Consider the following 18,817-nt stretch of genomic DNA (forward strand, 5'->3'; position numbering starts at 1 on the left):
CTAGCCGGACCTGGCAGCGGAGGCCTCGGCCCGCGGCTGCTCCTCCTGCGGGACACGGCGCCGCCGGTCCCACCAGGCCCAGCCGCCCACGACGACGGCCACCAGCAGCGCGCCGGCGATCTCGTCGACGACGTAGTGCTCGGCGTAGTAGACGAGCGAGAACAGCATCGCCGCGGGGTAGAGCAGCACGCTCCAGCGCCACAGACCGGTGAAGCGGGCGATCACCCACCAGGCGATGAAGATCGCCAGCGCGGAGTGCAGCGAGGGCATCGCGGCGACCTGGTTGCCGATCGCGGAGACGTGCTGCTGCGTCGTGCCGGCCCCCGCGGACGCCGAGCCGGACGTGCTCAGGTCGAACCAGCCGCGGCCGGTGATCCGGGCGACGTCGTCGGTGAGGTAGCCGTCGCGGGCGGCCATCCACGGCGGTGCCATCGGGTAGAGCACGTAGCAGACCACCGAGAGCGAGATGATCGCCAGGTAGCGGCGCATGTAGTAGATCCACTCGGGCCGGTTCCGCTTCCACAGCACCGCCCCGATCGCGAGCGCGGCGAAGAAGTGCGAGTAGTAGACGGTGGTCAGCACGACGTCGTACCAGCGCGGCGGCAGGGACTGGCGGCACGGCACGTCACAGAGCTTGGCCTGCAGGTACTCGGTCGGCAGGGTGCCGCCGAACAGCCACCGGTCGGCCTCGATCGGCCAGGTGAACTCGACGCCGAAGATGCCCAGGTCGTCGGAGACACCGCGGCTGTAGAGGTAGAGCAGCAGCACCGCGAACGGCGGCCACCAGTCACGCAGGAACGCGAGGTGCTCGCGCACGGGACGTCGTACGTCCCAGGCGACGGTGGCCAGCCACAGGATGATCACCACCTGGTAGCCCTGCCGGGGGAGCCCGTTGACCTCGACGTAGGCGCCCAGGGCGGCCACGAACACCGCAAGCCCGGCGAACCGGACCAGCCACGTCGTGGGCACGCGCGTACGCGGCTCTTGCGACTCATCCGCTGTGGTCATCGACACCTCCGCGGCGGAGGCTATCGGCCGCGCCGGATCGTCTGCGCGGGCACCCTTGCCTGATTCGGCGTACAAGTGTTCACTGTGTCCATGGCGAGCACCATCCCGTGGGAGCGCGTACGGCGCGCAGGCGCCAAGCTCACCACCCCGTTGCACCCCGACGACTACCTGCGACTGCTGAACCCGCTGTGGAGCGCCCGCGAGCTGCGCGGGCGCATCGAGCGGGTCGTGCCCGAGACCGAGGACGCCGCTACGATCGTGATCCGGCCGGGCTGGGGGTGGCAGTACGACCACCGCCCCGGCCAGTACGTCGGCATCGGTGTGCAGGTCGACGGCCGGTTCCAATGGCGCTCCTACTCGGTGAGCTCTCCGCCCAAGCGGCGGGGCAGGACCATCTCGATCACGGTCCGCGCGATGCCCGAGGGACTGCTGTCGGCGCACCTGGTCAACGGTGTCGAGCCCGGCACCATCGTCCGGCTCGCGCTGCCCGACGGCGACTTCGTGCTGCCCGACCCGCCGCCGGCCAAGCTGCTGTTCCTCGTCGGCGGCAGCGGGGTGACGCCGGTGATGGCGATGCTGCGCACCCTCGACCGGCGCGGCTCGATGCCCGACGTGGTCATGCACTACTCCTCGCCCACCGCGGAGCGGATGATCTTCCGCGACGAGCTCGACGAGCTCGCCGCCAAGCACGAGACGCTGACGCTGCACCGCCTCGAGACCGACCGCGACGGCATGCTGCAGCTCGACGGGCCGGAGGGCCTGGACCGGATGTGCCCGGACTGGCGCGAGCGCCAGACCTACGCCTGCGGGCCCGGGCCGATGCTGGAGGCGATCACCGCACACTTCGAGGCCCACGACGTCGAGGAGCGGCTGCACCTCGAGCGGTTCTCCCTCGACCTGGGCGGCGAGGGCGGGGAGGGCGGCACGATCACCTTCCGCAACTCCGGCAAGGAGATCGAGGTCGACGGCGCCACCACGGTGCTCGAGGCCGGCGAGCAGGCCGGCGTCGGCATGCCGTACGGCTGCCGGATGGGCATCTGCCACACCTGCACCCTGACGCTCGTCTCCGGCCGGGTCCGCGACCTGCGCAGCGGCGACGAGTTCGACAGCCCCAACGAGCCGGTGCAGACCTGCGTGACCGCCGCCGTCGGCGACTGCACCCTCGACATCTGAGGCACCTGATCACCTGAACCACCGTCCGCACGACACCGATCCACGGAAGGAACCACACATGGCGATCTCGGACGTCAAGGAGTACGTGCACCTCACCACCGACGAGGTGGACCAGATCGGCCGCGAGCTCGACGCGCTGCGCGCGGAGGTCGAGGAGTCCCGGGGGCCGGCCGACGCCGCCTACATCAACCGGATGATCAAGGTGCAGCGCGGCCTGGCCGCGGCCGGCCGGGTGACGCTGCTGGTGGGCACCCAGTTCCGGCGCACCCGCAAGCCGGCCTGGGTGCTGGGCGCCTCGTTCCTCGGCGTGGCCAAGATCCTGGAGAACATGGAGATCGGCCACAACGTGATGCACGGCCAGTGGGACTGGATGAACGACCCCGAGATCCACTCCTCGAACTGGGAGTGGGACACCGCGCAGCCGGCCGAGCAGTGGAAGCACTCGCACAACTACATCCACCACCAGTTCACCAACGTGCTCGGCTACGACAACGACATCGGCTACGGCGTCCTGCGGATGGCCCGGGAGCAGAGGTGGTCCCCGGCCAACCTCGGCCAGCCCGTCTACAACGCGCTGCTGGCGCTGCTGTTCGAGTGGGGCGTGGCACTGCACGACCTCGACATCGAGCGGATCCGGAAGCTGGAGAAGGACCCCGAGGAGCTCAAGCGGCAGGCGTTGCAGATCTTCCGCAAGGGCCGCAACCAGATCATCAAGGACTACGTCGTCTACCCGGCGCTGGCCGGGCCGCAGTGGCGCACCGTGCTCACCGCCGACGTGGCCGCCAACATCACCCGCAACCTGTGGTCCTACATGATCATCTTCTGCGGCCACTTCCCCGACGGTGCGGTGCACTTCACCGAGGAGGAGATCGAGGACGAGACCCGCTCCGAGTGGTACCTGCGTCAGATCCTCGGCGCCGCCAACTTCGAGGGCGGCAACCTGCTGCACATCCTCTCGGGCAACCTCGGCTTCCAGATCGAGCACCACCTGTTCCCCGACCTGCCCAGCAACCGGTACGCCGAGATCTCGGTGCGGGTGCGTCAGCTGTGCGAGAAGTACGACATCCCGTACACCACCGGCCCGCTGCACCGGCAGTACGGCCAGGCGCTGCGCACCATCCTCAAGCTGTCGCTGCCCAACTCCTGGACCAGCAGCGACCAGCCCGAACCGCCGAGCCCCTCGCGCGACCGCAAACGCCGATCGGACTCCGAGCGGCCCTCGCGACGCTCCGAGCTGGGTGGGTGGTCCCGCTCCGGCTCGTCTGCGCGGGCATGAGCGGCATGACGGGCACCGCGACGCCGTTCGCGTGGGAGGCCTTCGACCAGCCGGGCGCGCCCCTGGGCGACCTCGTGACGCGGCGGGTCACCCAGTGCGCGCTGAGCCGGGTCTGCGGCATGTGCGCCGAGCCGCTGGGCAGGCCGGTGGCCTTCGTCGGCACGCCCGAGGAGATCGGCCGCAACGCCTTCCACGCGCCGCCGCTGCACGTGGACTGCGCGCAGCGGCTGCTGGCTCACGCCGGCGCGGAGCCGACCTGGCAGGTCGTGACGACGGCAGGCTTCGAGTACGTGCGCCCCGCGCGTGAGGACGCCGACCGCAGGGCTCGTTTCGAGCCGAACTCGCTGACCGGCTGAGCGTCAGTCGCGCGCGGTGAGCACGATCGGGTCGCCGTCGGTGATGGCGACCGTGTGCTCGACGTGCGCGCCGCGGGAGCCGTCGGCGGAGCGGATGGTCCAGCCGTCGGGGTCGAAGACGATCTCGTCGGTGGTGTGCAGGAACCACGGCTCGATCGCGATGACCAGTCCGGGTCGCAGCTTCAGGCCGCGGCCGGCGCGGCCGTCGTTGGCCACGTGCGGCTCGCCGTGCATGGTCCGGCCGACGCCGTGGCCGCCGAACTGCAGGTTCACCTTCAGGCCCTCGCCGCGGGCGACCTCGCCGATCGCGGCGGAGATGTCACCGAGGCGGTTGCCCGCCCGGGCCGCGTCGATGCCGGCGTCCAGGGCGCGCTGGGTGACGTCGATGAGCCACTGGTCCTTCTCGTTCGGCGTGCCGACGATCATCGAGAGCGCCGAGTCGGCGACCCAGCCGTCCACGGCCGCCGCGAAGTCGACCGAGAGCAGGTCGCCGTCGGCGAGGGTGTAGTCGAACGGCAGCCCGTGCAGCACCGCGTCGTTGACCGAGGTGCACAGCACCTTGCCGAACGGGCTGGCCCCGAAGGAGGGGTGGTAGTCGATGTAGCAGGACTCCGCGCCGGCGTCCTTGATCATCCGGTGCGCGAGCTCGTCGAGCTCGAGCAGGTTCACCCCGACGTCGGCCTTCTCGGCCAGCGCCTTGATCACCGACGCGACGAACCGGCCGGCGGGTCGCATCTGCTCGATCTGGGTGGGGGTACGAAGCTCGATCACCCGTCCAGACTACTGACCTGGACCGGCCTTCGGGGCATCGCCGGTGCCGCTCTGACGGTGCCGGGAGAGCTCGGCCCGGGCGATCGCGCGCAGGTGGACCTCGTCGGGGCCGTCGAAGAGCCGCATGGCGCGGTGCCAGCCGTACATCGCCGCCAGCGGGGTGACGTCGGTGACCCCGGCGCCGCCGTGCACCTGGATGGCCCGGTCGATGACCGACATCGCCGCCCGCGGCACGGCCACCTTCGCCATCGCCACCAGGGTGCGGGCCTCGCGGTTGCCCGCGGCGTCGATGACCTGGCAGGCCTGGTGGCACAGCAGGCGAGCCTGATCGAGCTCCAGGCGGGACTCGGCGACCTGGTGCTGCACGACGCCCTGGTCTGCCAGCGGCCCGCCGAAGGCGACCCGCTCCTGGGCCCGGGTGACCATCAGCTCCAGTGCGCGCTCGGCCGCGCCGAGGGCTCGCATGCAGTGGTGGATCCGGCCGGGTCCGAGCCGGGCCTGCGCGGCGGCGAAGCCGCCACCCTCCTCGCCGAGGAGGTTGGTCACCGGCACCCGCACGTCGTGGAATTCCACGACGCCGTGGCCGTGCTGGTCGTGGTGGCCGAAGACCGGCAGGTCCCGTACGACGCGCACGCCGGGGGTGTCCCGGGGGATGAGCAGCATCGACTGCTGGCGGTGGGCCGGTGCCTCCGGGTCGGTCTTGCCCATCAGCACCAGGAGCGCGCAACGCGGGTCCAACACACCGCTGGTCCACCACTTGCGCCCGGTGACGACGTACTCGTCGCCGTCGCGCTCGATGCGGGTGGCGATGTTGGTGGCGTCGCTGCTGGCCACAGCCGGCTCGGTCATCGCGAACGCCGAACGGATCTCTCCGGCCAGCAGCGGCTCGAGCCACTGCTTGCGCTGCTCGTCGGTGCCGAGGAGGTGGAGCAGCTCCATGTTGCCGGTGTCGGGCGCGGCGCAGTTGGTGGCCTCCGGCGCCAGGTCCAGGCTCCACCCGGACAGCTCGGCGATGGGGGCGTACTCCAGCTGGGTCAGCCCGGACTCAGCGGGCAGGAAGAGGTTCCACAGCTCGCGCTCGCGGGCGGCGTGCTTGAGGTCCTCGACGACCGGGGGCACGGTGTGGTCGTCCGGGCCGGCGGCGGCGCGTTGCGCCGCGTAGGTCGGCTCGGCCGGCAGCACCTGCTCCTGCATGAAGGCGTGCATGCGCTGCAGCAGGTCGCGGGCGCGCTCCGAGGGCGCGGCCAGGGGGAGTGGCGTGGGTGGGGTCACGGTTGCCTCCCGCCCCTCAGCTCGCGGCGCAGGATCTTGCCGGTCACCGTCTTGGGCAGCTCGTCGACGAGCTCGACCTGGCGCGGGTACTTGTAGGCGGCCATCCGCTCCTTGCAGTGCGCGATGAGCTCCTCCGCCGTGGCGCTGCGGCCGTCCTTGAGGCTCACGAACGCCTTCACCGTCTCGCCGCGCTTCTCGTCCGGCACCCCCACCACGGCGGCCTCGCGGACCGCGGGGTGCTCGGCCAGGACGTCCTCGACCTCGCGCGGCCACACCTTGTAGCCGGCGGCGTTGATCATGTCCTTCTTCCGGTCGACGATGAAGATCCAGCCGTCGTCGTTCATGAAGCCGACGTCGCCCGAGCGGAGCGCGCCGCCGGGCAGGCCGGCCGCGGTCTCCTCGGGCTTGCCCCAGTAGCCGGCGACCACCTGCGGCCCCTCGGCGACGATCTCGCCGACCTCGCCCAGCGCCACGTCGGCGCCGTCGTCGCCCTGGATCCGCACCACCGTCGAGGGCACCGGCACCCCGACCGACAGCGCGCCCGAGGTCGGGTCGACCGGCGAGGGCGTGCCGAACGGAGTCAGCGTCATCGGGCTGGTGGTCTCGGTCAGGCCGTAGGCGTTGTGCAGCTGCAGCCCGGTGGCCTCGGCGAACGCCCTCTCCGCGGTGGGGGAGATCGGCGCGCCCCCGGAGTAGACCGAGGTGAACGACGAGAAGTGGTCCCGGGTGAAGTCGGGGTGGTTGAGCAGTGCGTTGAGCGCCGTGACGGCGCCGATCGTGTACGTCGGCCGGTGCTGGCGCAGCGCGTCGAGGACCACGCCGGGCTCGAAGCGGTAGGCGAGCACCAGCGGCATCGGGGCGAGCAGGCTGACCGCGACGTGGCCGATCAGGCCGGTGATGTGGAACAGCGGAGCGATGCCGAAGACCGAGCCGCCGGGCTGGAAGCGGGCCCAGTCACGGTAGGCCGTGGCGGTGAAGACGACGTTGCCGTGGGTGTTCATCGCGCCCTTGGGCACCCCCGTCGTCCCGGAGGTGTAGGTCAGGAACGCCACGTCGGTGGGCGCCAGGGTGGCCGCCGGCGGCACCTCGCCGCGGTGCTCGTCGATGAAGGCGGCGAGGTCGGTGGTGCCCTCGTGCCGTTGCCGGGTGAGGTCGGCGAACAGCCGGGGGTCGGGGTGGGAGTGGTGCTCCAGGCCGCTCGTCGTGAGCACCAGCCGCACCGAGGAGTCCGGTACGACGTCGCGGGCCACCTCGTCGTACAGCGACTCCAGCGCGATCAGCGCGGTGGCGCCGGAGTCCTGCAGGAGGTAGGTGAGCTCGCGCGCCCGGCTCATCGGGTTGATCGAGACGAGCACCCCGCCGGCCTTCCACGCCGCGATCACGGCCACGACGAACTGCGGCACGTTCTGCAGGTAGACCGCCAGCCGGTCGCCGGGCGCGAACCCGCTCGCCAGCAGGCCGCTGGCGAGCGCGTCGCTCTGCTCGTCGAGCTCGCGCCGGCTCAGGGCGCCGTCGAAGTAGCGCACGGCGTCACCCTCGGGGTCCTGGGCCAACCCGGCACGGAACATGTCGAGGGCGTTGCGGTGGGCCGGGTGGATCTCGCCGGGCTGGCGACCGTAGAGCCGCAGCCAGGGACGGTCGTCGTAGACGGTCATCGGGCCGGCCTCACTTGATGGCGAGCGGGTTGACCGGGGACCCGCTGCCCTTGGCCACCTTGAGCGGGGCGGCGGCGTAGAAGAACTCGTACACCCCGTCCTCCGCGCAGTCGTCCGCCAGCGCCTCGAGGTCGGTGATCTCGGTGAAGGCGATGCCCAGGTTGCGCATCAACGCGTTGTGCAGCACCAGGGCCACCCCGTTGTGGGGGTCCGTGGTGACCTCGTTGGCGATGGTGTCGGTGACCAGGTTCGGGACCTCCATGTCGGCGAACCACTGCACCAGCTCCGGGCTGTAGACCAGACCCGGTTCGCAGAACCCCTCGTAGAACTTCTCGCCGAGGTCGTGGAACAGCTGCAGGAAGTTGGTGCGGATCAGCAGGATGTCGCGCTTGCGCAGCTCGACGCCCTGGCTCGCCGCGCACGCGAGCAGGTCCTCGTGGGTGAAGGTCTCCGCCGACTCGAGCGTCTTCTTGCCCCGGAAGCGCGCCATGTCGAGCAGCACCGCGCGGCCCACCACGCCCCGCTGGGCGATCGGCTCGATGCTCGCCACGTCCAGCCCGCCCACGGTGCTGCGGGCGTCGTAGCCGTTCCACAGGTGACCGCCGTACCAGACGTGGCCGAGGGCGTCGTACTGCGTGGAGCCCTGGAGGAAGGCGTTGATCTTGTCGTCGGCGTAGTGCAGGCCGCCGGGGAACTGGGGCGCCTCGTCGCCGTCCCAGGAGGACTCGTCGAGGATCTGCGTGCGCTCGGCGGGGGTCCGCCCGGGCCAGACCGGGTCGCCCTTCGGGTCCCCGATCAGGCGCTGCAGCGTGAACACCTTGCCGCTGCGGATCAGGCCGGCGGCTGCGAGTACCTGCTCGGGCCCGAGGTAGTTCAGGCTGCCGACCTCGTCGTCGGGTCCCCACTTGCCCCAGTTGCTGGGGGAGTCGGTGAGCAGCTCGGACAGGTCGGGTACGGCGGATTCGGACATGGGGCCTCCAGGGATGCGCGGGCGGCGACGTTGCCGCCTGCGGCCGGCCGAGCACCGAACAGCCGTTCGGTGATCGCTATGACGCACCTCACACTGCGCCCCCGAGTGGCCCGAAGCAACCGCCATGGACGGGAAAGGCCAGGCATTCTGTTCAGCGAGCCGGAGATGCGCAGCCTCGCGCCCACGGCCCGGCCGCTGCCGCGCTGCGGCCTAGCCGGTGGTCTGGCCTGACTCCGTGGGCTGGCCTGACTCCGTGGGCTGGGTCGGCTCCGTGGGCTCGGCCGGCTCCGTGGGCTGGGCGTCGGGATCCACCCCGTCCCAGGCCGAGGTCACGTCGACGATGGTGGCGCCGTGGCTGGAGGCGTCGGTGGTGTCGAAGGCGAGCCCGTCGAGCTCGCCGTAGTCGCCGTACACGGCGCCGGTGAAGGTGCCGGAGGCGCCCGCCGACAGCACCTCGCTGTTCACGTCGCCGTCCTTCCACGCCCCGTCGACCACCGCCTTGACGGTGTGGGAGCTGATGAAGATGGCCTTCTCGGTGTTGTTGGTGGCGTCGATGGTGAAGGCGCACTGGAAGGAGCCGTAGGGGCGCGGCTCGCAGGTGACGTCGGTGACGGTGACGACGAGGTCGCCGTCGTCGACGTCGACCTCCTCGCCGATCACGGCGCTGGGAGCGGCCGGCTCGGCGGTGTCGAACCAGTCGCCGAGGTAGCGCACGAAGGCGCGGCCCAGGTGCACGGCGGCGACCATGACCGCGACCGAGACGAGGATCGCCACCACCGAGGTGGCCACGCCCCACACCGCGGCGCTCGTACCCACCCCCGTACGACGGCCCCGGCGGATGCCGAGCACCCCGAGCACGATGCCGACCACGGCGGCCACCGCGCCGACCAGGTTGACCACGGGCACCACGGAGACGCAGAGCGCGACGATCCCGAGTACCAGGGCGGTGCGGGCGGCGTTGTTCTGCGGGGTGGTCGCCGCAGCGGGCGACGCACCGGGCGGCGGCGGGACGGGCGGCGGCGGGTACGGCGAGCTCACGCCCGCCTTCCTAGCCGCCGCCGGTCCCGCGCAAACCCGAGGGCCGACCCGGGCCCGACCACCGGGCCGAGTCAGCTCGTCGGCTTGTCTGCCCCGACGACCCACATCGCGAAGAACTGCGACCCGCCGCCGTAGGCGTGGCCCAGTGTCTTCCGGGCACCGTCGATCTGGTGCTCGCCCGCGGCACCGCGGACCTGGAGCGCCGCCTCGGCGAAGCGGAGCATGCCGGAGGCGCCGATCGGGTTGGAGGAGAGCACGCCGCCGGAGGCGTTGAACGGGATCCGCCCGTCCATCGCGGTCTCCCCGGCCTCGGTGAGCTTCCAGCCCTCGCCCTCGGCGGCGAAGCCGAGGTTCTCCAGCCACATCGGCTCGAACCAGCTGAACGGCACGTAGACCTCGGCCGCGTCGATCTCGTCGATCGGGGAGGTGATGCCGGCCTGCTTCCACAGGTACGCCGCAGCGTCGCGCCCGGCCTGCGGGTTGACCTGGTCGCGCTCGGCGGCCGTGGTCGGCTCCGAGCGCATCACGGTGCCGTGGATCCACGCGGGGTTGGGCGAGGACTTGGCGACGTCCTCGTCCACGATCACCAGCGCGCAGGCGCCGTCAGAGGACGGGCAGGTCTCCTCGTAGCGGATCGGGTCCCACAGCATCTGCGAGGCCAGCACCTGCTCGACGGTCTTCTCCTCGCGCAGGTGCGCGAACGGGTTCTTCAGTGCGTTGGTGCGGTCCTTGGCCGCCACGATCGCGCCGACGTGCGTCGGCGCGCCCGAGCGGCGGATGTAGGAGCGCACGTGCGGGGCGAAGTAGCCGCCCGCGCCGGCGTGCACCGGCATCACGAACGGCACCGGCACCGACAGCGCCCACATCGCGTTGGACTCCGACTGCTTCTCGAAGGCCACGGTGAGGACCTTCTTGTGCACGCCCGACTGCACCAGGGAGGCCGCCACGATCGCCGTGGAGCCGCCCACCGAGCCCGCGGTGTGCACCCGCAGCAACGGCTTGCCCGCCGCGCCGAGTGCCTCGGCGAGGTAGAGCTCGGGCATCATCACGCCCTCGAACAGGTCGGGCGCCTTGCCGACCACGATCGCGTCGATCTCGTCCAGGGTCAGGTTCGCGTCCGCCAGGGCGCGGTCCATGGCCTCGCGGCACAACCCGGCCATGGAGACGTCGGAGCGCTTGGCCCGGTGGTGGGTCTGGCCGACCCCGATCACGGCTGCTGGCTGCTTGGCCATCAGTTGCTCCCCTCCAGGACGCAGACGAGGTTCTGCTGCAGGGCCGGTCCGCTGGTCGCGGTGGCCAGGGTCTTGTCGGCGGAGCCGTCCCAGATCCGGCGAGCGGCCTCGCCGATCCGGATCGCGCCGCCGGTGAACATCGGGTTGCCCGCCAGGGGGCCGCCCGAGGGGTTGACCTGCACGTCGCCGGCCAGCCCGAGCGCCCGGCGCAGGATGAGCTCCTGGTGGCTGAACGGCGCGTGCAGCTCGGCGACCTCGACCCCGGCGGTGCCGCCCACGGCCGCAGCCGCGCGCTCGGCGGAGTCCGACCGGGTCAGGTCGCGGGTGCCCAGGTGCAGGCCCTCGGTGTAGTGCGCCAGACCGGTGATCCAGGCCGGACGCTCGCGGACCTCACGGGCCCGGTCGCCGGCGGCGAGCACGATCGCGGCGGCACCGTCGGTGACCGGAGCGGCGTCGTGCTTGCGCAGCGGGTCGGCGAACATCGGCCGCGACAGCAGCTCGGCGACCGAGGAGCCACCGGAGCGGATCGCGAACTCGTTCTTCTCCGCGTCGGTCAGCGAGCGGTTGACGACCTCGGCCATCGCGGCCTCGTCCCACAGGCCGGCGTCGATGCCGAGGCGGGCCTGGAGCGCGGCCAGCGACACGGTGTCGGGCCACAGCGGGGTCATCGTGTACGGGTCGAGCTGCAGGGACAGCGTTCGGCGCAGCACGCCGGCCGAGGCCTTGCCGAAGCCGAACACCAGCGCGGTGTCGACCTCCCCGGTCTGGATCTTCAGCCACGCCTCGTAGAGCGCCCAGGCGGCGTCCATCTCGACGTGCGACTCGTTGACCGGCGGCAGCACGCCGATCGCGTCGATCGCGCTCACGAACGAGAACGACCGGCCGGCGAGGTAGTCGGAGGAGCCGGAGCACCAGAAGCCGATGTCCTTGCGGGTCCATCCGGTCTGCTCGTAGCACTCGGCGAAGAGGGGGACGAGCAGCTCGGCGCACTGCGGCGACCCGTCGTAGTCCTTGATCTGTCGCTGGGCGAACCCGACGACGGCAACGTCACGCATTGTCTGTCCTTTGTCCGCTCAGAGGTGGTGCTTGTAGGTGTCGTACTCGGCGTCGGGATCGCCGGTCGGGGAGAAGTGGCTGATGTTCTCGATCGTGGTGCCCCACTCCTCGCGCGGCTTCCACACGGCCTTGACCCGCAGGCCCATCCGGACCTCCTCGACGGGGATGTCGAGGATGAGGTGCTGCAGGGCGATGTCCGCGCCGTCGAGCAGGATGTAGGCCGACACGTACGGCGGGGTGATCCGCTGGCCGAGGAACGGCACGTTGACGATGCAGAAGGTGGTGACGGTGCCGGTGTCGGAGAGCTCGACCTCCTCGACCGTGGGCACGCCGTCGGTCGGGCAGGCCGGGCGCGGCGGGACGTAGACCTTGCGGCAGGCCGGGCAGCGCTGGCCCAGGATCCGGCCCTCGGAGAGGCCTCGGAAGAACGCGGACTCCTCCGGCGAGGCGGCGTAGGTGTAGTCGAGGCTGACCGGGGTGACGATGCCGCTGACGGGCTCGGTGACCTCGCCGGGCTCGCCGTTGTCGATGGGGGAGGCCGGCACCTGGCGCTCGTCACCGGCCGGCTCGAAGACCACGTCGGTGATCGCACCGGTGCGCTCGGCCGCCCACCGGGCCCGGACCCGCAGCCCGGTGCTGATCTCCTCGGGCGAGCTCACGTCGACCGCGTGCAGCATCGGCGTCGTCGCGCCGTCGAGGGTGATCAGCGCGAAGGCGAAGGGCCGGTCGAACGGCTGTCCGGCGACGGGCTCGGAGACCCAGGTCCACGACGTGACGGTGCCGGTGTCGGCGAGCGTCACGAAGTCGTCGCAGGCGGTGTGCGAGACCGGGTCGAACTCGGGCGGGGGGCAGACCACGCGTCCGTCGCTGAGCCGGGCGCCGACGAGGTGACCGTCGCGCAGACCCGTCAGGAAGCGGCCCAGGACCGGGCCGGTGGAGCGGGTGTAGTCGAAGGCGACCGTGACCGGCGCCGAGAGGGTGCGACTCATGGCGCAAAGTGAAACATGTTCTGCCCAAAAGTGAAACACGTTCTAGAACGGTGGGGACGCCGCACGGCATGATGCTCCCCATGAAACTGGGATTGCAGCTGGGGTACTGGGGCGCGCAGCCGCCGCAGGGTGTCGGTGAGCTGGTCGCGGCGGCCGAGGAGGCGGGGTTCGATGCGATCTTCACCGCCGAGGCGTGGGGCAGCGACGCCTTCACCCCGCTCGCCTGGTGGGGACGGGAGACCAGCCGGGTCCGGCTGGGCACCTCGATCGTGCAGATGTCCGGCCGGACGCCGACCTCGATCGCGATGCACGCGCTGACGCTCGACCACCTCACCGGCGGCCGGGTCATCCTGGGCATGGGCGTGAGCGGCCCGCAGGTCGTCGAGGGCTGGTACGGCCAGCCGTTCGCCAAGCCGCTGGCGCGCACCCGCGAGGTGGTCGACATCGTGCGCAAGGTGCTCGCCCGCGAGGCCCCGGTGACCAACGACGGCCCGCACTACCCGCTGCCCTACTCCGGCCCCGGCTCGGTCGGGCTGGGCAAGCCGCTCAAGCCGATCGTGCACCCGCTGCGCGCCGACCTGCCGATCTGGCTGGGCGCAGAGGGACCGAAGAACGTCGCGCAGACGGCGGAGATCGCGGATGGCTGGATCCCGATCTTCTACACCCCCAGGACCGCCGGCATGTACCAGCCGTGGCTGGACGAGGGCTTCGCCCGCCCCGGCGCACGGCGAACCCGCGAGGACTTCGAGATCGCTGCCACCTGCCACCTGCAGGTGGTCGCCGACGCCGCCGAGAAGCAGGCGGTGCTCGACGCCCTGAAGCCGGTGATCGCGCTGTACATGGGCGGCATGGGGGCCAAGGAGCAGAACTTCCACAAGAACGTCTTCGAGCGGATGGGCTACGCGGCCATCACCGACCAGGTGCAGGAGCTCTTCCTCGCCGGCAAGCGCGAGGAGGCCACTGCGCTGATCCCCACCGAGCTCGCCGACGAGATGCACATCGTCGGCACGGCGGGCGAGGTCAAGGAGCGCGTCGCGCAGTGGGCGGAGACCGGGGTGACGACGCTGCTGCTCTCCTCGCGCAGCGCCGAGGAGATCCGCCAGGTGGCCGAGCTGCTCGCCTGAGGACGGGTACAGAACCGGGCCGAGGGGGTCGCCGGTGTCGGCGATCAGGACTAGCGTGCCCGGATGGAGCGGGCACGCCACGAGAACGTCGCCACGGTGCTGGTGGACCCTGCCCTGCTGCCCGAGCTCGAGCTGGAGCTGATGGAGCTGGACCTGCGGGTCTGGCCGGTGCGCACCGCCCCGAACTGCGTAGACGGCCCCCGCGCGGCCTTCCAGCTGCGCCGGCGCCTGGTCGAGGCGCAGCGAGGGGCGTGGGACTGCGCGGCCGGCTGGGTGCCGGTGTGGATCAGCTTCGGCGAGAGCTGGTATGTCGGCGCCGAGCCGCTGCCGTGGGCGGCGCACCGCACGCTGTGGGACGCGCTCGCCGGGCACGCCGCGCAGGTGCGCTACCAGCGCCGACTGGGCGGCGTGCCGCCGCTGGCGGTGCGTTCGGAGCGGCGGCGCGCAGGCTGAGCCTTGCCCGGAACTAGAACAAGTTCTACCCTCGCGGTGTGACCGACCTGCTCCGTACGCCCAGCCACAACGGCAACCTGATGGTCGCCGCCCTCAAGCGCCACGCGCACCGCCCGATCGTGCACCTCGGCGACGTGACCCTCACCGGCAAGGAGACGGCGGAGCGCATCTCGCAGTACGTCCAGGCCTTTGAGTCGCTCGGCGCGGGCCGCGGCACGGCGGGGGCGCTGCTGGCGCTGAACCGCCCCGAGGTGCTGTTCATCCTGGGCGCCGGCCAGACCCAGGGGTTCCAGCGGACCTCGCTGCACCCGCTCGGCTCCGCCGACGACCACGCGTACGTGATCAACGACGCCGGCATCACCACGCTGGTGATCGACCCCTACTTCGCCGCCCGCGCGGTGGAGCTGCTGGGCAAGTGCCCCGGCCTCAAGCAGGTGCTCACCATCGGCCCCGTCCCGCCCGAGCTCGCCGACGTGGGCACCGACCTCACCGAGGTCGCCGCCTCGTTCGCGCCGCAGCCGCTGAGCGCCGCGCTGCTCGAACCCGACCACATCACCTCGATCACCTACACCGGCGGCACCACCGGCAAGCCCAAGGGCGTCATCGGCACGGCCCGGGCCTTCGCCACCATGGCGCAGATCCAGATGGCCGAGTGGGAGTGGCCCGCCGAGCCGCGGTTCCTGATGTGCACGCCGCTCTCGCACGCCGGCGCCGCGTTCTTCGTGCCCGTCGTGCTGCGCGGTGGCACCCTGTTCGTCTCGGCCCGCTTCGACCCTGCCGACGTGCTGCGCACCATCGAGGAGCAGCGGATCAACTCGCTGATGCTGGTGCCGACCATGCTCTACGCGCTGCTGGACCACCCCGACTCCCGCACCCGCGACCTGTCCAGCCTGGAGACCGTCTACTACGGCGCGTCCGCGATCAACCCGGTGCGCCTGAAGGAGGCGATCGAGCGCTTCGGGCCGATCTTCGCGCAGTACTACGGCCAGTCCGAGGCGCCCATGGTGATCACCTACTTCCCCAAGGGCGAGCACGTCGACGCCGACGGCCGGCCGCTCGAGCACCGACTCACATCCTGCGGTCGCCCCTCGGCGTACCTGCGCGCCGCGCTGCTCGACGAGGACGGCAACCCGGTCCCCCAAGGCGAGCCGGGGGAGATCTGCGTGGCGGGCCCGCTGCTGTCCGCCGGCTACTGGGAGCTGCCCGAGGCCACCGCGGAGACCTTCCGCGACGGCTGGATGCACACCGGCGACGTGGCCCGCGAGGACGAGCACGGCTTCTGGTACATCGTCGACCGCACCAAGGACATGATCGTCACCGGCGGCTTCAACGTCTTCCCGCGCGAGGTCGAGGACGTCATCGCCGAGCACCCGGCGGTGGCCCAGGTGGGCGTCATCGGCACCCCGCACGAGAAGTTCGGCGAGGCGGTCACCGCCGTCGTCGTGCTGCGCGAGGGCCGCGAGCTCACCGACGAGGTCGTCGAGGAGATCAAGGCCGCCGTGAAGGAGCGCAAGGGCTCGGTGCACACCCCCAAGGACGTGATCGCCGCCGACACGCTGCCGCTGACCGCGCTGGGCAAGCCCGACAAGAAGGCGCTGCGCGCGCAGTTCTGGTCCGGCGAGCGCTCGGTCGGCTGACGTCGCCTGCAGCCGGGCGACCGCGCGTCCTGACCGGGAGGCGTTGGCGCGGGCCGACTAAGGTCGGGACCGTGGAGGAGACGAACGCGGCACCGGTCGAGCAGGTGGTCCTGCTCGACGACGAGGGACGAGCGATCGGGACCGCCGACAAGGCCGCCGTGCACCACCGCGACACCCCGCTGCACCTCGCGTTCTCCTGCTACGTCTTCGACCGCGCCGGCCGGCTGCTGCTCACCCGCCGCGCCCACGACAAGCGGACCTGGCCCGGGGTGTGGACCAACAGCTGCTGCGGACACCCGGCTCCCGGCGAGTCGCCGCTGGAGGCGGTGGTCCGCCGCACCCGCCAGGAGCTCGGCATCGAGCTGGAGCGCCTCAGCGTGGTGCTGCCGGACTTCCGCTACCGCGCGGTGATGGAGGACGGCACGGTCGAGCACGAGGTCTGCCCGGTGCACGTCGCGGTCCTCGCGGACCCCGCCACGCTCGCACCCGACCCGGCCGAGGTCGCCGAGCACGCGTGGGTGGACTGGCCGTCGTTCCGCGCCGACGTGCTCGCCGGGAGCCGGGACGTGAGCCCCTGGTGCCGGCTCCAGGTCGAGGCGCTGCCCGCGGACCCGCGCCCGGACGCCGTCGTCCCCGCTGCGGCGCCCCGGTGAGGTCGGCCGACCTGGTCCGGGTCGGCGCGGCGCTGAGCGTCGCGATCGCGTCGTACGCCCATGGCGCGCTGGGCTTCGCGCTCTTCTTCCTCGTCCTCGGCGGCTGCGTGCTCTCGCGGGTCCTCGGCGTCGGCCGCTGGGTCGACCTGGCGACCTGCAGCGTGCTGCTCGCCGCCGCCTGGGCCGCCCAGCTGGACTGGTACGTCGCCGTGCCGTGGCTCGACCTGGTCGCCCACGGGCTCGCCACCCCCCTGGTCGCCGTCCTCGCCGCACAGCTGCTGGGCCGCTCCGGATCCCTGCCCGACCCGGCCCGGTCCGGCGCCGGCTGGCCGCTGGCGCTCGTGGTGACCGGGCTCGGCGCGCTGGGAGCGGTGCTGTGGGAGGCCGGCGAGTGGTTCGGGCACGCGGTGGTCGACGAGCGGATCCAGGTCGGCTACGACGACACGATGTCCGACCTGCTCCTCGGCGTGCTCGGCTCCCTCGTCGCCGGCATGCTGCTCGCCCGCCAGGCTGTGCGGGCCGCGCACACCGTCGGCGCGCACGCGGTCAGTGGGCAAGGGGCACCGTCGGTCTCGGTGGTGATCCCGGTCCGTGACGACGCCGCCGCCCTGGATGTGTGCCTGCAGCGGCTCTCGCAGCAGAGCCTGGCTCCCACCGAGGTCGTGGTCGTCGACAACGCCAGCAGCGACGACTCCGCCGGTGTGGCGCGCCGCCACGGGGCACGGGTGGTCACCGAGCCGGTGGTCGGCATCGGTGCGGCCGCCGCGGCCGGGTACGACGCAGCCACCGGCGACATCATCCTGCGCTGCGACGCCGACACCCTGCCCGGTCCGCGCTGGGTGGAGCTGCTGGTGCGCGAGCTCGACGACGCCGACCTGGACGTGGTCACCGGCCTGGGCTACTTCCACGACGTGCCGCGCGGACTGCGGGCACCGCTCGCGGTCGGCTACCTGGGCGCCTACTACGTGCTGACCCACCTCGCGCTCGGCCACACCGCGATCTGGGGCTCCAACATGGCGCTGCGCCGCCGCAGCTGGCTCGCCGTCCGCGACCAGGTGCACCGCGAGGACCCCGAGGTCCACGACGACATGGACCTGGCGTTCGCGCTCGGTCCGCGCAGCCGGATCCGGCTGGTCGGGGTCTGGGTCGGCGTGTCCGCCCGCGCGCTGCACGGCCGTGCCCAGCGCAAGCGCCGGCTCGACCGGGCGCGGCGCACCCTGACGCTGAACTGGCAGGTCAGCCCGCCGTGGCTGCGCTGGCGCGACCACTACCGGTCGAGGACGATCCAGATCAGCAGCTGGGTGAGCAGGAAGCCCGTCAGGTAGTTCAACCACAAGAACCGCTGCCAGCCCGCGTGGGCGCGCTCGCAGTCCGCGTCGCTCACCGACAGGTACGGCGCCACGTTGACCAGGTACGGCACCACCAGCAGCGCCGAGAGCCGCGCGGGACCGTCCAGGAGCAGCAGCAGCGCCCCGGCGACGAGGTAGCAGCCGAACGCGATCCGGGTGGTGCCGGCCGCACCGAGCACGGTGGCCACCGAACCGAGGCCCGCCTCCCGGTCCGCGCGCACGTCCTGCACGGCGCCGAAGGCGTGCGAGGCGACGCCCCACAGGAAGAACCCGGCCAGCGCCGCCAGCGCCGTGCGGTCGACCTCCGCCCCGGTCAGCACCAGGCCGAACACCGCCGGGCTGACGAAGTGGGTGCTCGAGGTCAACGAGTCCAGGACGGGACGCTCCTTGAACCGCAGCACCGGGGCGGAGTAGGCCACCACCGCAGCGATGCTGATCGCCAGCACGAGCGTCGACGCCGTGTCGCCGAGCAGCACCAGCGCCACCACGAACGGCACCGTCAGCACCCCGGAGAGCCACAGCACGAGCCGGTGGAAGGACCGGTCCAGCACGACACCCTCGACACCGCCCTTGCGCGGGTTGCGCAGGTCCGACTCGTAGTCGAAGACGTCGTTCACGCCGTACATCAGCAGGTTGTAGGGCACGAGGAAGAACAGCGTGCCCAGCACGAACCGCAGGTCCACGCCACCACCGGCGAGCAGGTAGGCCGCGCCGAACGGGTAGGCGGTGTTGACCCAGCTCAACGGCCGGGTGGTCCCGATCAGCTGGCTGAGCAGCCGGGGTCGGTCCGTCGTGGTCGCCACGG

At 71.9% G+C, this 18,817-nt stretch carries 18 protein-coding genes; 8 read left to right on the forward strand and 10 right to left on the reverse strand.

Features of this window, described 5'->3' with window-relative positions; translation table 11 throughout:
* The gene (locus KG111_RS08505) at positions 1-1,008 is read right to left on the reverse strand and encodes a phosphatase PAP2 family protein (protein ID WP_205290214.1); all 1,008 of its coding nucleotides are present in this window, start codon (positions 1,006-1,008) and stop codon (positions 1-3) included.
* Between the two features lie 90 nt (positions 1,009-1,098).
* Between KG111_RS08505 and KG111_RS08510 the strand changes: the two genes are divergently transcribed.
* From KG111_RS08510 to KG111_RS08520, 3 genes are read left to right on the forward strand one after another with little or no spacing between them, the layout of a single operon-like run.
* Complete coding sequence (locus KG111_RS08510) at positions 1,099-2,181, forward strand: ferredoxin reductase (protein ID WP_240195339.1); 1,083 nt, start codon at positions 1,099-1,101, stop codon at positions 2,179-2,181.
* Between the two features lie 58 nt (positions 2,182-2,239).
* Positions 2,240-3,457 (forward strand): fatty acid desaturase family protein, encoded by a 1,218-nt coding sequence (locus KG111_RS08515; protein ID WP_205290215.1) that lies wholly within the window; start codon positions 2,240-2,242, stop codon positions 3,455-3,457.
* Entirely contained in the window at positions 3,454-3,813 is a 360-nt protein-coding gene (locus tag KG111_RS08520) for a hypothetical protein (RefSeq protein WP_205290216.1), read from the forward strand. The genes KG111_RS08515 and KG111_RS08520 overlap by 4 nt, the downstream gene beginning before the upstream one ends.
* Before the next feature lie 3 nt (positions 3,814-3,816).
* Here the strand turns inward: KG111_RS08520 and map are convergent, their stop codons facing one another.
* From map to KG111_RS08560, 8 genes are all read right to left on the reverse strand, one after another.
* Positions 3,817-4,584, reverse strand: coding sequence for a type I methionyl aminopeptidase (gene map, locus KG111_RS08525; protein WP_205290217.1), 768 nt, complete (start codon positions 4,582-4,584; stop codon positions 3,817-3,819).
* 9 nt (positions 4,585-4,593) lie between these two features.
* Positions 4,594-5,856, reverse strand: a complete 1,263-nt coding sequence (locus KG111_RS08530; protein ID WP_249666361.1) for an acyl-CoA dehydrogenase family protein — start codon at positions 5,854-5,856, stop codon at positions 4,594-4,596.
* Positions 5,853-7,511 (reverse strand): AMP-binding protein, encoded by a 1,659-nt coding sequence (locus tag KG111_RS08535; protein WP_205290218.1) that lies wholly within the window; start codon positions 7,509-7,511, stop codon positions 5,853-5,855. The genes KG111_RS08530 and KG111_RS08535 overlap by 4 nt, the downstream gene beginning before the upstream one ends.
* Before the next feature lie 10 nt (positions 7,512-7,521).
* Entirely contained in the window at positions 7,522-8,481 is a 960-nt protein-coding gene (locus KG111_RS08540; protein WP_205290219.1) for a cyclase family protein, read from the reverse strand.
* A 210-nt stretch (positions 8,482-8,691) separates the two neighbouring features.
* On the reverse strand, positions 8,692-9,519 hold the full coding sequence (locus KG111_RS08545) for a hypothetical protein (RefSeq protein ID WP_205290220.1): 828 nt from the start codon (positions 9,517-9,519) through the stop codon (positions 8,692-8,694).
* Positions 9,520-9,590: 71 nt separating this feature from the next.
* Positions 9,591-10,751, reverse strand: coding sequence for a thiolase family protein (locus KG111_RS08550; protein ID WP_205290221.1), 1,161 nt, complete (start codon positions 10,749-10,751; stop codon positions 9,591-9,593).
* Positions 10,751-11,806, reverse strand: coding sequence for a thiolase family protein (locus tag KG111_RS08555; RefSeq protein ID WP_205290222.1), 1,056 nt, complete (start codon positions 11,804-11,806; stop codon positions 10,751-10,753). The genes KG111_RS08550 and KG111_RS08555 overlap by 1 nt, the downstream gene beginning before the upstream one ends.
* Before the next feature lie 18 nt (positions 11,807-11,824).
* A complete protein-coding gene (locus KG111_RS08560) occupies positions 11,825-12,796 on the reverse strand; it encodes a Zn-ribbon domain-containing OB-fold protein (RefSeq protein ID WP_205290223.1) in 972 nt (323 codons plus the stop codon).
* Between the two features lie 80 nt (positions 12,797-12,876).
* Between KG111_RS08560 and KG111_RS08565 the strand changes: the two genes are divergently transcribed.
* The 5 genes from KG111_RS08565 (at position 12,877) to KG111_RS08585 (ending at position 17,988) form a co-directional block, all read left to right on the forward strand.
* Entirely contained in the window at positions 12,877-13,920 is a 1,044-nt protein-coding gene (locus KG111_RS08565) for an LLM class F420-dependent oxidoreductase (protein WP_205290224.1), read from the forward strand.
* 63 nt (positions 13,921-13,983) lie between these two features.
* Positions 13,984-14,373: a hypothetical protein gene (locus tag KG111_RS08570; RefSeq protein WP_205290225.1), complete on the forward strand. Its 390-nt coding sequence runs from the start codon at positions 13,984-13,986 to the stop codon at positions 14,371-14,373.
* Positions 14,374-14,411: 38 nt separating this feature from the next.
* A complete protein-coding gene (fadD8, locus tag KG111_RS08575; RefSeq protein ID WP_205290226.1) occupies positions 14,412-16,010 on the forward strand; it encodes a fatty-acid--CoA ligase FadD8 in 1,599 nt (532 codons plus the stop codon).
* A 71-nt stretch (positions 16,011-16,081) separates the two neighbouring features.
* Positions 16,082-16,663, forward strand: a complete 582-nt coding sequence (gene idi, locus KG111_RS08580) for an isopentenyl-diphosphate Delta-isomerase (protein WP_205290227.1) — start codon at positions 16,082-16,084, stop codon at positions 16,661-16,663.
* Complete coding sequence (locus tag KG111_RS08585) at positions 16,660-17,988, forward strand: glycosyltransferase family 2 protein (protein WP_205290228.1); 1,329 nt, start codon at positions 16,660-16,662, stop codon at positions 17,986-17,988. Before idi ends, KG111_RS08585 begins: the two co-directional genes overlap by 4 nt.
* Here the strand turns inward: KG111_RS08585 and KG111_RS08590 are convergent.
* Positions 17,931-18,815 (reverse strand): prenyltransferase, encoded by an 885-nt coding sequence (locus KG111_RS08590; protein ID WP_205290229.1) that lies wholly within the window; start codon positions 18,813-18,815, stop codon positions 17,931-17,933. The genes KG111_RS08585 and KG111_RS08590 overlap by 58 nt on opposite strands.
* Positions 18,816-18,817: the final 2 nt, after the last annotated feature.

The sequence above is a fragment of the Nocardioides faecalis genome, assembly GCF_018388425.1.
GTDB lineage: Bacteria > Actinomycetota > Actinomycetes > Propionibacteriales > Nocardioidaceae > Nocardioides > Nocardioides faecalis.

Excerpts from the sequence above, each read along its gene's own strand:
- KG111_RS08565 (WP_205290224.1), top strand. The coding sequence starts at position 12,877 with ATGAAACTGGGATTGCAGCTGGGGTACTGGGGCGCGCAGCCGCCGCAG.
- KG111_RS08535 (WP_205290218.1), bottom strand. The coding sequence starts at position 7,511 with ATGACCGTCTACGACGACCGTCCCTGGCTGCGGCTCTACGGTCGCCAG.
- KG111_RS08570 (WP_205290225.1), top strand. The coding sequence starts at position 13,984 with ATGGAGCGGGCACGCCACGAGAACGTCGCCACGGTGCTGGTGGACCCT.
- KG111_RS08555 (WP_205290222.1), bottom strand. The coding sequence starts at position 11,806 with ATGCGTGACGTTGCCGTCGTCGGGTTCGCCCAGCGACAGATCAAGGAC.
- KG111_RS08515 (WP_205290215.1), top strand. The coding sequence starts at position 2,240 with ATGGCGATCTCGGACGTCAAGGAGTACGTGCACCTCACCACCGACGAG.
- KG111_RS08550 (WP_205290221.1), bottom strand. The coding sequence starts at position 10,751 with ATGGCCAAGCAGCCAGCAGCCGTGATCGGGGTCGGCCAGACCCACCAC.
- KG111_RS08560 (WP_205290223.1), bottom strand. The coding sequence starts at position 12,796 with ATGAGTCGCACCCTCTCGGCGCCGGTCACGGTCGCCTTCGACTACACC.
- KG111_RS08505 (WP_205290214.1), bottom strand. The coding sequence starts at position 1,008 with ATGACCACAGCGGATGAGTCGCAAGAGCCGCGTACGCGCGTGCCCACG.
- KG111_RS08510 (WP_240195339.1), top strand. The coding sequence starts at position 1,099 with ATGGCGAGCACCATCCCGTGGGAGCGCGTACGGCGCGCAGGCGCCAAG.
- KG111_RS08520 (WP_205290216.1), top strand. The coding sequence starts at position 3,454 with ATGAGCGGCATGACGGGCACCGCGACGCCGTTCGCGTGGGAGGCCTTC.
- KG111_RS08540 (WP_205290219.1), bottom strand. The coding sequence starts at position 8,481 with ATGTCCGAATCCGCCGTACCCGACCTGTCCGAGCTGCTCACCGACTCC.